Genomic DNA, 14,711 nt, shown 5'->3' on the forward strand with positions numbered 1-14,711 from the left:
CCAGCGATGTTGGAAAAAGTACTGATCGCCAACCGCGGTGAAATCGCCCTGCGGATTTTGCGAGCCTGCAAGGAGCTGGGAATCAAGACTGTCGCGGTGCACTCCACCGCCGATCGCGAGCTGATGCACCTGGCCCTGGCGGATGAGTCCGTTTGCATCGGCCCGGCCATTGCGACCAATTCCTATCTGCACATTCCAGCGATCATTGCCGCGGCGGAAGTGACCGGCGCGACGGCAATCCATCCAGGCTATGGCTTCCTCGCTGAGAACGCCGACTTCGCCGAACAAGTGGAAAATTCCGGCTTTGCCTTCGTCGGACCGAAAGCCGAAACCATTCGCCTGATGGGCGACAAGGTTTCAGCCAAGAACGCCATGATCAAAGCAGGCGTGCCCGTGGTGCCCGGCTCCGACGGCCCGCTGCCGGAAGACGAGCAAACAGCACTGGCCATCGCCCGTGAGGTGGGTTATCCGGTCATTATCAAAGCAGCCGGAGGCGGCGGCGGGCGCGGCATGCGCGTGGTCTACGAAGAAGAAGAACTGATTAAGTCGGCTAAGCTGACCCGCACTGAGGCGGGCGCAGCGTTCGGCAATCCAATGGTCTATTTGGAGAAATTCCTTGGCAATCCACGTCACGTGGAAGTCCAAGTACTCTCCGACGGCCAAGGTAACGCCATTCACCTGGGCGACCGTGACTGTTCGCTTCAGCGTCGCCATCAGAAGGTCCTGGAGGAGGCACCAGCCCCTTATATCGACGAAAACGCCCGCGCCGAAGTGCTCAAGCGTTGTACCGATGCGTGCGTCGAGATCGGTTATCGCGGAGCTGGCACCTTCGAATTTCTCTATGAGGATGGCCGGTTTTACTTCATCGAGATGAACACTCGAGTGCAGGTCGAACACCCGGTAACCGAAATGGTCACTGGCGTGGACATCGTCAAGGAAATGCTCAGCATTGCCGCCGGCAACAAGCTGTCCATCAAGCAGGAAGACGTTGTCATTCGCGGTCATTCGCTGGAATGCCGAATCAACGCTGAAGATCCGTCGAACTTCCTGCCAAGCCCGGGCAAGGTCAAGCACTTCCACGCACCAGGCGGCAATGGTGTGCGAGTCGACTCGCATCTGTACAGCGGCTATTCGGTACCACCGAACTACGACTCGCTGATTGGCAAGTTGATCACCTACGGCGCCACGCGTGAAGAAGCCATGGTGCGCATGCGCAATGCGCTGGACGAAATTGTCGTCGATGGCATCAAGACCAATATCCCACTGCATCGGGATCTGGTTCGCGACGAGGGTTTCTGCAAGGGCGGCGTGAACATCCACTACCTGGAGAAGAAGCTAGGTATGGACAAGCACTGATCCAGTGCTGAACTGACAAAGGCCGCCAATGGCGGCCTTTGTCGTTTCTGACGCGCCGCAAATGTTGGAAGCCGGTGCTGCAGCGCAGTAAGCTTGCCCACTTTTCGGACCGCCAGCGCCCGCGGTCGCCTACTCCATGAGGCCTTCATGTCCTGGTTACAACTTCGTCTCGCCATTGCCCCAGAACAGGCACAAGCCCTTGAAGACGCGCTGCTGGGCGTCGGCGCGGTATCGGTAACCTTCATGGACGCCGAAGACCAGCCGATATTCGAGCCCGATCTCGGCACCACGCCGCTGTGGTCACACACGCACCTGCTGGCTTTGTTCGAAGGAGATGTGGACGAAATCAACCTGCTCGCCCATCTGCAACTCCTGATCGGCGGTGACTTACCCACATATCAGCTGGAGCACATCGAGGACCAAGACTGGGAGCGCAGCTGGATGGACAACTTCCAGCCGATGCGTTTTGGCCGCCGCCTGTGGATCGTGCCCAGCTGGCACGCCGCACCCGAGCCGAACGCGGTGAACCTGCTGCTCGATCCCGGTCTTGCCTTCGGCACCGGCACCCACCCCACCACTGCGCTGTGCCTGGAGTGGCTGGATGCACAATCGCTGGAGGGCATGCAAGTGCTGGATTTTGGCTGCGGCTCGGGCATTCTTGCCATCGCCGCGCTGCTCCTGGGCGCCAAGCAGGCGGTGGGTACCGACATCGACGTGCAGGCCATCGAGGCATCGCGCGACAACGCCGGGCGTAACGGTATCGATCCAGCACGCTTCCCGCTATATCTACCCGAGCAGTTACCGGAGGGCCAGGCCGACGTGGTTGTCGCCAATATCCTCGCTGGCCCCTTGGTGGCATTGGCGCCACGGATCATCGAACGGGTCAAACCTGGCGGCCGTCTAGCCCTGTCCGGGGTTCTGGGCGAACAGGCCGAAGAGGTTCGGAGCGCCTACGCGGACCAATTCGATCTTGACCCGACCGCAGAGAAAGACGGCTGGGTACGCATTAGCGGCATCCGCCGGCCCTGAGCCAAGCAGATAGCGCGCTTGTAATACCGCGTTATCTCGATATCCGCCGCAAGTCGCCACTGCCGCTCATCGCTGCGCATGCGCTAGACTACGGGCATTTCCGCCGGACCAACGCATGACCAGCTTCGTCACCCAATGCCCGCATTGTCGCACCAGCTTCCGCGTCACCCGCGCCCAGCTTGCCGCCGCCCGTGGCGTGGTGCGTTGTGGAGCCTGCGTGGAGCTGTTCAATGCTGCTCGCCACCTGCAAGGGAACGATACGGCCAACGAGCTCGATGCGGATTCGGCGATGGTCGACCGCCAGCAGGTGCAAGCCCACACGCCACTGGCGAGATCCACGGCAGACGAGAGCACGCTGTGGATCCACGATGATCTGGACCTGGACAGCCTGGATCTGGATGAGGAATTGGCGAAGCTCGAACGACAGGAACTGGAGCTGTCGCGCGAGTTTCTCGAGCTACAACCGCAATCCAGCGAAGGCTTGCAGCCACACCTGGAGGACCAATCGACCGCCGATGACGAGGTCTGGACTGAGCAACTGCTGAGGGCGGAAACCGACACGCCAGCCATGAAGCACCGGACGCAAGCGGAGCCACCCTCCATCGCCAAACCGAGCCCTTCTGCGGTGGATTTACAGTTCACCCCCGTTAGCGATGAGCGACCTGCTCTGCCAAGCCCGCTCGCTGTCCCACGCGGCCCGCTGAGCACGCAGCTTGATTCACAAGAGCGCGTAGAGCCGGTCCTCGACAGTCTTATCGAGCCCAACGAGGAGCCGCCGCGTCCCGCTCTTGCGAAACGTACCGGAGCTGAAAACGAGTACGAACCGGGACATTCGGGACGCCAAGAGCGCGAGGACCCGTTATTCGAGCTCGACGACGAGCCTTTGCAGCTAGACTGGGAAGCGCGCCAGCGTCCCTGGGGCCGCTGGCTGGGGTGGGGGCTTTTGAATCTGATCGCCCTACTTGCACTAGCGAGCCAGTATGTGGCGTACAACTTCGACGAGATAGCCCGGCAGAACGAATACCGCCCGTGGCTCGAGCGCCTCTGCCCTGCTCTGGGTTGCGAGCTGCCGCCCAGGGTTGATATCAGCCAGATCAAGAGCAGCAATCTGGTGGTACGCAGCCATCCGGACTTCTCTGGAGCGCTGGTTGTGGATGCGATCATCTACAACCGCGCGGCTTTCGCTCAGCCGTTCCCGCTGCTGGAAGTCCGCTTCGCCGATATCCAGGGACAGACGCTGGCACAGCGCACCTTCAAACCTGGCGAGTATCTCTCCGGAGAGCTCGCCGGTCAGCGTGAGATGCCCTCGCAGATTCCCATTCATATCGCGCTGGACATTCTCGACCCAGGCACCAAAGCGGTGAATTACAGCCTGAGTTTCCGCTCCCCCGACTAATCAGCTACCGCCAGAAACGTCACGCCGCACGCTGCCATTCGTCGCATAGGCGCCCATTGCGCTGCTGATTATAAGCTCGAAACTGTTCAGAATTTGTTCAGAACAGCCTTTAACCCGTCATCCGGAGCGGGTATTATGCACACCCTTTTTTGCTGTCCCGATCGACCTAACAAGCAGGCTCCAAGCAGGGAATCTTCATGTCAGCGGTACGCATCGGTCCTTACGTCCTTCCGAATCGATTGATCCTCGCGCCCATGGCTGGCGTGACCGATCAGCCGTTCCGCCAGTTATGCCGGCGCCTCGGCGCGGGCCTGGTGGTTTCGGAGATGGTGACCAGTGACGTACGCCTGTGGAACAGTCGCAAGTCGCGTCTGCGCCTGTTGCATGAGGGTGACCCGGAGCCGCGCTCCGTGCAGATCGCCGGGGGTGATCCGCAGATGCTGGCCGAGGCTGCCGCTCGTAACGTCGAGATGGGTGCGCAGATTATCGACATCAACATGGGATGTCCGGCGAAGAAGGTCTGCAACAAGGCCGCCGGATCGGCGCTGATGAAAGATGAACGACTGGTCCGCGAGATACTCGAGGCCGTGATCGAAGCGGTTGATGTACCGGTGACGCTGAAGATCCGCACCGGGTGGGACAGGCAAAACAAGAACGGACTCACGGTGGCGAAGATCGCCGAGCAATCCGGAATCGCAGCGTTGGCGGTGCATGGGCGTACACGTGCCGACCTTTATACCGGCGACGCGGAGTACGACACCATCGCAGCGATCAAACAGGCGGTATCGATTCCGGTATTTGCCAATGGCGATATCGATACGCCATTAAAGGCAAGTCAGGTTCTGAAGGCGACAGGTGCCGATGCACTGCTCATTGGCCGCGCGGCCCAGGGTAGACCTTGGATCTTCCGCGAGATCAATCACTACCTCGCTACCGGCGAGCTGCTGGCTCCGCCAGATCTGACCGAGATCGAACGCATCCTGCTGGAGCACTTGGGTGCGCTTCATGCCTTCTACGGCGATGTCATGGGCGTGCGGATAGCTCGCAAGCATGTCAGTTGGTATCTCGCAACACTACCCGGCGCGCGCGAATACCGTGCCCGGTTCAATGGTTTGGAAGACAGGGACGCGCAATGCGCCAGTGTTCGGGCATTTCTGGCCGAACGCCGAACAGGCCCTGATTCAGGGGATGGAAAAGGGGTGGCTGCATGACGCTGTTGAACGAAACACTGGCAACTGGAATAACATCCGTGAGCGACAACGTGAACCTCAAGCAACACCTCAACACACCGAGCGAAGCAGGCCAGACCCTGCGCGGCAGTGTGGAAAAGGCGTTGCACAACTATTTCGCCCATCTCGAAGGCGCAGACGTCACGGACGTTTACAACCTGGTGCTTTCCGAAGTGGAGGCGCCGCTGCTCGAAACCGTGATGAATTACGTCAAGGGCAACCAGACCAAGGCCTCCGAGCTGCTGGGCCTGAATCGCGGCACCTTGCGCAAGAAACTCAAGCAGTACGACCTTCTCTGACACAGCGGCGAGCTCCGAGGGAACGGTAGCAAGCCGTTTCGCCTGGGGCGTCCCGCAGTAGCCTGTAGCCCTAGGAAATGTCTATGACCGACCAAAGCACTCGCCTTCCCGTCCGCCGCGCGCTGATCAGTGTGTCCGACAAGACAGGCGTGATTGATTTCGCCCGCGAGCTCGTCGCGCTCGGCGTCGAGATTCTATCCACCGGCGGCACCTTCAAATTGCTGCGCGAAAACGATATTGCTGCGGTAGAGGTCGCCGATTACACCGGCTTTCCGGAAATGATGGACGGCCGGGTGAAAACGCTGCATCCAAAGATCCACGGTGGCATTCTCGGCCGTCGCGATCTTGACGGGGCGGTCATGGCTGAACATGGCATCAACCCGATCGACCTGGTCGCGGTCAATCTCTATCCCTTTGCCGCCACTGTCGCCAAGCCCGGCTGCTCCCTGCCGGATGCCATTGAAAACATCGATATCGGCGGCCCGACCATGGTCCGCAGCGCCGCTAAGAACCACAAGGACGTCGCCATCGTGGTCAATGCCGACGACTACGCCAGCGTCATCGAGAACCTGCAGAACGGCGGTCTAACCTATGCCCAGCGTTTCGACCTGGCGCTCAAGGCCTTCGAGCACACCGCGTCCTATGACGGCATGATTGCCAACTATCTGGGTACGGTCGACCAGAGCGCCGAAGCCCTATCAACCGAAGGCCGCAGTCTGCTGCCCCGCACCTTCACCACCCAGTTCGTCAAGGCGCAGGACATGCGCTACGGCGAGAACCCGCACCAGATCGCGGCGTTCTACGTCGAAACCGCCGACGAAGCCTGTATCGCCACCGCCCGTCAGTTGCAAGGTAAAGAGCTGTCCTTCAACAACGTCGCCGATACCGACGCCGCACTGGAGTGCGTGAAGAGTTTCGTCAAGCCGGCCTGCGTCATCGTCAAGCACGCCAATCCCTGCGGCGTCGCCGTGGTCCCGGAAGACGAAGGCGGCATCCGCCAAGCCTATGAACTGGCGTACGCCACCGATAGCGAGTCGGCATTCGGCGGCATTATCGCCTTCAACCGCGAGCTGGACGGCGACACCGCACAAGCCATCGTCGAGCGCCAGTTCGTCGAGGTGATCATCGCGCCGAGCGTTTCTGCCGAAGCCCGTGAGGTGGTCGCGAGCAAAGCGAATGTACGTCTGCTCGAATGCGGCCAGTGGCCAACCGAGCGCGCGCCGGGCTGGGATTTCAAGCGCGTCAACGGCGGCCTGCTGGTACAGAGCCGCGACATCGCGATGATCGGTGAAGCCGACCTCAAGGTCGTCACCCAGCGTGCCCCGTCCGAACAGGAAATCCACGACCTGATCTTCGCCTGGAAAGTGGCGAAATTCGTCAAATCCAATGCCATTGTCTACGCCAAGAACCGTCAGACAGTAGGCGTTGGCGCAGGCCAGATGAGCCGCGTCAACTCCGCGCGTATCGCCGCGATCAAGGCCGAGCACGCCGGCTTGCCAGTTCCGGGCGCCGTGATGGCCAGCGATGCCTTTTTCCCCTTCCGCGATGGTATCGATAATGCAGCCAAGGCCGGCATCACCGCGGTGATCCAGCCCGGCGGCTCGATGCGCGACGCCGAGGTAATCGCCGCTGCAGACGAAGCCGGCATTGCAATGGTATTCACCGGCATGCGCCACTTTAGGCACTAAAATCGGCCGCACTCGGACAGGCATCTGCGGCGTTGCCCGACTCTTCCCCCATGCTCATTGCCAGAAGGCAACTCCGCTGGGTGAAGAATCGGGCGCCTTGCATCTACCAGCCCGATCGCGACCTCGGTATTCGTAGGGTGGATAACGCTTCGCTTATCCACCAAGCGGGCTACCGGCCCGCCTCCATTGGGAGAGAGAAATGAACGTATTGATCATCGGCAGCGGCGGCCGCGAGCACGCACTGGCCTGGAAGGTCGCGCAAGACCCACGCATAAAGAAGGTTTACGTCGCCCCCGGTAATGCAGGCACCGCTACCGAAGCGAAGTGCGAAAACGTCGCCATCGACGTGCTGGCCATCGAGCAGCTGGCAGACTTCGCCGAGCAGAACGTACAGCTGACCATCGTCGGCCCCGAAGCGCCGTTGGTCAGAGGCGTGGTGGACGTGTTCCGCGCGCGCGGTCTCGATTGCTTCGGCCCGACCGCCGCCGCCGCGCAGCTGGAAGGTTCCAAGGCCTTCACCAAGGATTTCCTGGCCCGTCACAAGATACCGACGGCGGACTACAGGAATTTCACCGACGTCGAACCGGCTCTGGCCTATCTCCAGGAGAAAGGCGCGCCGATCGTGATCAAGGCCGACGGCCTGGCGGCTGGCAAAGGTGTGATCGTCGCCATGACGCTGGCGGAAGCCGAGGACGCCGTGCGTGACATGCTCTCCGGCAATGCCTTTGGCGATGCGGGTGCACGGGTGGTGATCGAAGAATATTTAGACGGCGAGGAAGCCAGCTTCATCGTCATGGTCGACGGCGCCAATGTGTTGCCGATGGCCACCAGCCAGGATCACAAACGCGTCGGGGACGGCGACACCGGCCCGAACACCGGCGGCATGGGCGCCTACTCCCCGGCACCGGTGGTCACCGCCGAGGTCCATCAGCGCGTCATGGACGAGGTCATCTGGCCAACCGTCAAGGGTATGGCGGCGGAAGGCAATGTCTACACGGGCTTCCTCTATGCCGGCCTGATGATTGACCGCAGTGGCGCGCCCAAGGTAATCGAATTCAACTGTCGTTTCGGTGATCCTGAAACCCAGCCGATCATGTTGCGCCTGCAGTCCAGCCTGGTGCTGCTGGTCGAGGCGGCCCTGGCCAAGGCGCTGGACAAGATCGAAGCGCAGTGGGATACGCGCCCGAGCCTAGGCGTTGTGCTCGCCGCAGGTGGCTATCCCGGCGACTACAGCAAAGGCGCAGCGATCCGCGGCCTGGAAGCTGCCGCTCAGTTGGACGGAAAAGTGTTCCATGCCGGCACCGCGTTGAAGGACGGAAGGGTCACCACCTCCGGCGGTCGAGTGCTTTGCGCAACGGCCATGGGCGAAACCGTCTCAGCCGCTCAGCAGAATGCCTACGCACTGGCCGCTCGCATCGAGTGGGAAGGCCACTTCTATCGCCACGACATCGGCTATCGTGCCATTTCGCGCGAACAAGGCGAGAGCTGAGCGAGAAAATCGCTGCAATGTGCGCAACGGCAGGCTTTATCTTTCGTTGCGCACATTACCGGGTTTCTTTGCGATGGCTATAATCCACCGTCACACAGATGAAGGGACTTCAATCGTGCGTCGACTCTGGGTCGCCATTGCTTTTACCTTCAGTCTATTGCTGGCTGCGCTGAGTGCATTCGCCGCGGCCATCGAGCCACCCTCGCCTTTGGCAGCCATTGACGCCGCACAGGCGACAGAGCCCAACTGGCGATTGCTCGTCGACCAATCAAACCGGCTCACCCTTGCGGAAATCTTGGAACAACGCAGTCTGTTCCAGCGAATAGACCAACGCTCCTATGCCGCTCCGGCGAGCGATAGCGCCGTCTGGCTACAGGTGAGTTTGCCCGCCTTTGCTCACCCGAACTGGCTGTGGATATTTGCGCCTCGCGTACAATTTCTCGATTTTTATCTGCTGCGTGACGGCAAGGTCGAGCGCCATGTAGAAACCGGCGAGCTGCGGCCGCTGGAATCCCGACCGTTACCTGCCCGTGCGTACCTGTTTTCCCTACCCAGCGACAACGTTCCTCGCGAAGCCTACATCCGCTTACAGTCGTCGCACCCCATCATGGCCTGGTTCCATACGGTGGATGAGGCGGGGCTGGTCAAGCAGACCCGCCCGGCCTACCTGTTCGGGGCACTGTTCGGCGCCCTCGCCTTGCTGATGATCTACAACCTGCTGCGCTTCGCCTATACCTTCAGCTACAGCCATATATGGCTCGCCTTGCTGCACGGCGCGCTGCTGACCTGTGCCGTGGCGAACCTCGGTCTGCTGGCCGTGTGGTCACCGAAACTGATCTACAGCCAACCCCTGATTGCCGATATGGCCGCATTGGCGACTTGTATTTCCTTGCTGGCCTTCACCTTTGGCTTCTTTCATCACCGCAGAACGCCCTGGACAACCTGGCTCCTTGCACTGCAAGCGGGCCTAGTCAGCGCACTGGCGGCGATCATACTGTTTACCGGCCAGCTCTGGTTCAGCTGGCTGATTTACGCCATGGTGCTGGTCACAGCCATCAGCGTCACCGCAGTGGCCATCTATCATTGGCGGCAGCGTTATGACCCAGCCCGCCTGCTAGTCGCCGGCATGATGTTGTTCGATGGCGGTTTCGTCTTCGTTTTGCCTATCCTGCTGGGCTTCAACCAGTTCGATCCAGACTGGCTGACCGGCATTATGTTCAGCGTGGCCACGTGCTCCGGGCTGATCCTCAGCTTCGCATTGCTCGAGCGGCAGCGTCAGATCCAATCGGACAGCCGCAATCAGCATACAGCCGAAGCGGTCACCAGTGCCGAGCTAAAAACCAAGGCGGACTTCCTGGCGAAGATCAGCCATGAAATTCGCACCCCAATGAACGGGGTGCTTGGCATGAGCGAGCTATTGCTCAGCACCTCGCTGTCGGCCAAGCAGCGCGATTATGTGCAGACGATTCACAGCTCCGGCAACGAGCTGCTCAACCTGATCAACGAGATTCTCGATATCTCCAAATTGGAGTCTGGGCAGATCGAACTGGACGATGTCCAATTCGACCTCAACGCTCTGATTGAAGACTGCCTGAGCATCTTTCGCGCCAAGGCCGAGCAGCAAAAAGTCGAGCTGATCAGCTTTGTCCAGCCGCAGATGCCGCATGTCGTTGCGGGCGACCCGACCCGCTTGCGTCAGGCCCTGCTGAACCTGCTCGAAAACGCCTTCAAACAGACCGAGGAAGGTGAGGTGCTGCTGATCGCGGCGGTGGATGACCATGAGGGGAAACCACGGCTGCGTATCACCGTGCAGGACAGTGGACGACCGCTGGAAGCACAGGAACGCGATGCTCTGCTCAATGCCGCCCTGGATAGCCGCGACTTCCTCGCCGCGACCCGTCACGGCGGCCGCCTCGGCTTGATCATCGCCAGGCAGCTCGTCCACTTGATGGATGGGGAGTTCGGCATTCAGACCGGTGGCATCGCTGGCAATACGTTGTGGATCAGCCTGCCGCTGGGTGCGGACATCTCGGAGCAACCCGGCAGTGATCTGGACGATCAGCTGAAAGGCGCACGGCTGTTAGTGGTGGATGACAACGATACCTGCCGAAAGGTGCTCAGCCAGCAATGCAGCAGTTGGGGGCTGGAAGTCAGTGCGGTGGCCTCGGGCAAAGAGGCGTTGGCGCTTCTGCGTACAAAGGCGCACCTGCGTGAATATTTCGATGTGGTTTTGCTCGATCAGGACATGCCCGGCATGACAGGCATGCAACTGGCCAGCCGGATCAAGGAAGACTTCAGCCTGAATCACGACATTCTGCTGATCATGCTGACCGGCATGAGTAACGCGCCAAGCAAAATCATCGCGCGTAACGCCGGCATCAAACGCATCCTGGCCAAACCCGTGGCCGGCTACACCCTGAAGACCACCCTGGCGGACGAGCTTGCTCGTCGCACCAGCGCCATTGCGCAATCCACCACGATCCAAGCCGCCACACCGCTTTCCGTGCCGGACGACTTCCGCATCCTGGTGGCAGAAGACAACAGCATTTCCACCAAGGTCATTCGAGGCATGTTGAGCAAGCTCAACCTCAAGCCGGATACGGCTAGTAATGGAGAAGAAGCGCTCGCCTCGATCAAAACTCAACCCTATGATCTTGTGCTGATGGACTGCGAAATGCCGATCATGGACGGTTTCGAGGCCACCGCGCGGCTACGTGCCTGGGAAGCGTCCGAAGGCCGCCCGCGAACGCCGGTAGTGGCCCTGACTGCCCATATTCTCAGCGAACACCGCGAGCGCGCCCGCGACGCCGGGATGGACGGGCACATGGCAAAGCCTGTCGAGATGTCCCAGTTGCGCGAACTGATTGAGCACTGGGTCCGTATCAGAGCGGCCGCAGCAGATCGATAAACCTACCACCTCGTTTGCTGCGGATCACCGCACGCCACACGCGCACTTCCGGATCGCAGTCCTAGCCGGCCGGCGACAAAGGCCGAACGTCGCAGATGATCAGCAGGCTTTCAGGTTGCTCAGGCATTCGTGACGGGTCCATATGCAAACTCTGCGCAGGCACCGCATAGCTCATTCTACGGGTCAACATGCACAGCGCACTCTTCAGCAGGGCTATCGCCAGAGGCTCTCCAGGGCAGCGATGCCCGCTCGCGGCGTCTCCACCGCCCTGAGTAATGAAATTGAAAGCACCGCCATCCCAGGCGGCAAAGCGCTCGGGCCGAAATGCCTCGGGTTGCACCCAGAGCCGTGCGTCTCGATTGGTACCGTAGAGGTCCAGCAGCACCCGTGTGTCTTTCGGAAAGTGATAGCCCCTCCATTCGAAATCCTTGCGCACACGCGCCGCAGTGAAGGGGAAGAAGGCGTGAAGCCGGCGGACTTCCTGCGCAAAGGGCTCCAGGACAGCGTCCTCTTGCTGGAGCCGTTGATGCCATTGAGGGTGTGCCAGCAATTCCAGCGCGGCATAAGTGACGAATCGTGCCACCGCTACGGTCGGTCGTAGCAGGTTGAGCATTTCCACGGCAGCGATCCGCTCCTTCAGTACCGCGCCGTCCAGATCGAGATGCCGAGCGACTACAGCCAGCGGCCGGGACTCATCAATCACCAGTGTTCCGGCGCGCACCCGGCTGATCAGCTCGATCATCCAGCTTTCCGCCTCCTTACGGGCCTTGCGCGCGCGCCAGTGACGCGCCCCAACACCACCCGCCCCATCTATCATCGCAGCCAGCTGATCACGACGATGGAGCAGCTCTCCCTCCTCAAGTGGCACTCCGGCCCAGTCGCATGCAGTGCGCGTGAGGATCGCCTGTACTTCGGGCATGAAAACCACGCGATCGCACTGTTGCCACGTTTCGATAGCTGCCTGCCAATTGGCCTCGCTCAGCCGCACCAGCTCGGCTACCGCCGCCTCGGTCAGCAGGGAGAGAAAAAGCTGCTTGCGATGCCGATGAGCCTCGCCATCGAGCCCCTGCACGCCCCCCTGGCCAAACAGTGTTTTCTGCAGCATGCGTGGCGCCGCGTGCTCGCGCTGGAACAACTGCTCGTCGTAGAACAGCTTTGCCGCCTCCTCGCCGCTCATGCATATGGTGTTCTGCATCAGCAGGCGAACTTGAAACAGGTCCGAGCCGAGCCGCTGGCACCGACTGGAGATGAACGAGTAACCTTCGCTAAGCAGCGAAAGCGAGCTTTCCGTCTGTGAGTCGTGGGGGATATCCGGCATAAGCACACCTCGATGAATGGGATCGTCCGGTGGACCTCATAGCGCTACCCAGGTGCCCTTCCACACGCCGCACTTATAGAGAATGAACAAATTGCGAGGTCCGCTGCCGATAAAAGACCGGCCGAATTATTCCGCGACGCGTGTATCACCCAATTGTCCGAACCTTCGCTTCGAGGCAAATGCTGTCGCCAAGGAGCCCATGCAATGATGAAGAGGAGCGATGTCGCCTGGACCCTTGTCGGCATCATGGCGGTACTGCTTTCAGGCTATCTGCTCTATCAAGAGATTCGTAATCTTTCCCTGGCTGAGCTCACCGACAGCCTCGGGGCCATCAGTCACCGCAACTGGCTGTTGGCCGGACTGGCTACGCTTGGCGCCTACAGTGCGCTCGCCTGGTACGACCGCATCGCCATCGCCCATCTCGGTAGGACCATCTCATGGTGGTTCATCACGCTGTGCTCATTCACCACCTACGCTTTGGCACACAACGTAGGGGCCTCAGTCTTTTCCGGCGCGGTCGTGCGTTACCGTGCGTATCGCAGCAAGGGACTTACGCCTCATGAAATCGGCGTGCTGATCGTGTTCTGCTCGCTGACATTTTTCCTCGGCATCCTGCTTTCCGGCGGAGCCGTGCTGATCCTGCGGCCAGATCTGCTGAACAGGCTCATCGATGCCGATCCATGGCTATCGATCGCGATTGGTACATCGCTGCTGTGCCTGGTTGGCCTTTACGTGATTGGCGCGTGGCGACATTTCGCGCCGATGCACGTAGGAAAATGGCGAATCACTTACCCGCGCCTACCCATCGTTGGCCGCCAGTTGATTGCCGCGCCGCTGGAACTCGCCTGTGCAGCGGCCATTATCTATTTCGCCCTTCCCGCGGCGCAGAATCCCGGTTACCTGGTGGTGTTCGGGGTGTTTCTCGGTTCCTTCTCGCTGGCGTTGCTATCCCACGCACCCGGGGGGCTCGGTGTGCTCGAGGTAACGTTTCTCGCCGCCCTGCCGGAACTGCCCACCGCCGACGTCCTGGCGGCGCTGATCGTATTCAGAGCGTTCTACCTGTTAGTGCCATTTGCCCTTGCGATTCTGGTGGTGGCAGTGTTCGAAACGGCACAATGGTCGGAGCGACGCCGCAAAGGCGCCGCCGGCCAGTAATCTGCCGACATAGACTCCACCATTGCACTATGGCTATGCGTGCGTTCCCGAGCGATCATTCGGCCTCTTCCGAGACGAAACCGAACACATGACCGATATCCGTACCAACCCACCCGGCTCCGAGCAGCCAGTCGAACATAAACCTCGGCCCTTGATCGATCTGGCTATCAGCATCGTAATTCCGTCGTTGATTCTGATGAAAATGAGCGGTGAAAATCGCCTCGGCGCAGACGGTGCACTATTGATGGCGCTGGCCTTTCCACTCGGCTGGGGGCTGTTCGAGCTGGCGAAATATCGCAAGTTCAACTGGATCGCCCTTCTGGGGATGGTCAGCGTACTGCTGACCGGAGGCATTGGCCTGCTGCAGCTCGACCCTCAATGGCTGGCCATCAAGGAAGCGGCGATTCCCGGCATCATTGGCATCGTCGTGTTGTCGTCAACCCGCACCCGCTTTCCGTTGATCCGCACGCTGCTCTACAACCCCAAGGTGCTGAACGTCGAGAAGGTTCACGAACAACTCGAACGCAACGGGCAGACCGCTCACTTCGAAACACGGTTGCTGCGCGCCACCTATTTCCTTAGCGGTACTTTTTTCTTTTCGTCCTTCATGAACTACGTGCTGGCCAAATGGATCGTCAACAGCCCGGCCGGCAGCGAAGCATTCAATGCCGAACTGGGACGTATGACGTTACTCAGCTATCCGATGATCGCGATCCCGAGCATGGCGATGATGATGGGCATCTTCTACTATCTCTGGCGCACTATCCACGGCCTGACCGGACTGCGCCTCGAGGACATCATCGCCTCGCATAAGCATGCCGATCGCCATGACAAAGAGACCTGA

The 14,711-nt window shown here is 60.3% G+C and carries 11 protein-coding genes; 10 read left to right on the forward strand and 1 reads right to left on the reverse strand.

The features are described 5' to 3' along the window. The first annotated feature begins 6 nt into the window (after positions 1 to 6). The 8 genes from accC (at position 7) to CH92_RS16455 (ending at position 11,394) form a co-directional block, all read left to right on the forward strand. Positions 7 to 1,356, forward strand: coding sequence for an acetyl-CoA carboxylase biotin carboxylase subunit (accC, locus tag CH92_RS16420; RefSeq protein ID WP_025242854.1), 1,350 nt, complete (start codon positions 7 to 9; stop codon positions 1,354 to 1,356). A 147-nt stretch (positions 1,357 to 1,503) separates the two neighbouring features. Beyond that, positions 1,504 to 2,385, forward strand: coding sequence for a 50S ribosomal protein L11 methyltransferase (gene prmA, locus CH92_RS16425; protein WP_025242855.1), 882 nt, complete (start codon positions 1,504 to 1,506; stop codon positions 2,383 to 2,385). 115 nt (positions 2,386 to 2,500) lie between these two features. Beyond that, on the forward strand, positions 2,501 to 3,781 hold the full coding sequence (locus CH92_RS16430; RefSeq protein ID WP_025242856.1) for a DUF3426 domain-containing protein: 1,281 nt from the start codon (positions 2,501 to 2,503) through the stop codon (positions 3,779 to 3,781). A gap of 197 nt (positions 3,782 to 3,978) precedes the next feature. Continuing rightward, entirely contained in the window at positions 3,979 to 4,992 is a 1,014-nt protein-coding gene (gene dusB / locus CH92_RS16435) for a tRNA dihydrouridine synthase DusB (protein WP_025242857.1), read from the forward strand. Further along, positions 4,989 to 5,309 carry a DNA-binding transcriptional regulator Fis gene (gene fis / locus CH92_RS16440; RefSeq protein ID WP_025242858.1) on the forward strand — a complete coding sequence of 107 codons (321 nt, stop codon included), beginning with the start codon at positions 4,989 to 4,991 and terminating at the stop codon, positions 5,307 to 5,309. Before dusB ends, fis begins: the two co-directional genes overlap by 4 nt. An 83-nt stretch (positions 5,310 to 5,392) precedes the next feature. After that, positions 5,393 to 6,997, forward strand: a complete 1,605-nt coding sequence (gene purH / locus CH92_RS16445; RefSeq protein ID WP_025242859.1) for a bifunctional phosphoribosylaminoimidazolecarboxamide formyltransferase/IMP cyclohydrolase — start codon at positions 5,393 to 5,395, stop codon at positions 6,995 to 6,997. Between the two features lie 199 nt (positions 6,998 to 7,196). Next, on the forward strand, positions 7,197 to 8,486 hold the full coding sequence (gene purD, locus CH92_RS16450) for a phosphoribosylamine--glycine ligase (RefSeq protein WP_025242860.1): 1,290 nt from the start codon (positions 7,197 to 7,199) through the stop codon (positions 8,484 to 8,486). Between the two features lie 115 nt (positions 8,487 to 8,601). After that, on the forward strand, positions 8,602 to 11,394 hold the full coding sequence (locus tag CH92_RS16455; RefSeq protein ID WP_025242861.1) for a hybrid sensor histidine kinase/response regulator: 2,793 nt from the start codon (positions 8,602 to 8,604) through the stop codon (positions 11,392 to 11,394). A 61-nt stretch (positions 11,395 to 11,455) separates the two neighbouring features. Here CH92_RS16455 and CH92_RS16460 read toward each other — a convergent pair whose 3' ends face one another. Beyond that, the gene (locus CH92_RS16460) at positions 11,456 to 12,712 is read right to left on the reverse strand and encodes a cytochrome P450 (RefSeq protein ID WP_025242862.1); all 1,257 of its coding nucleotides are present in this window, start codon (positions 12,710 to 12,712) and stop codon (positions 11,456 to 11,458) included. Between the two features lie 204 nt (positions 12,713 to 12,916). On the opposite strand from CH92_RS16460, the gene CH92_RS16465 reads away from it, so the two are divergent. Continuing rightward, entirely contained in the window at positions 12,917 to 13,867 is a 951-nt protein-coding gene (locus CH92_RS16465) for a lysylphosphatidylglycerol synthase transmembrane domain-containing protein (protein ID WP_025242863.1), read from the forward strand. Positions 13,868 to 13,955: 88 nt separating this feature from the next. Continuing rightward, the gene (locus CH92_RS16470) at positions 13,956 to 14,711 is read left to right on the forward strand and encodes a VC0807 family protein (RefSeq protein WP_025242864.1); all 756 of its coding nucleotides are present in this window, start codon (positions 13,956 to 13,958) and stop codon (positions 14,709 to 14,711) included.

The sequence above is a fragment of the Stutzerimonas stutzeri genome, from assembly GCF_000590475.1.
Taxonomy (GTDB): domain Bacteria; phylum Pseudomonadota; class Gammaproteobacteria; order Pseudomonadales; family Pseudomonadaceae; genus Stutzerimonas; species Stutzerimonas stutzeri_D.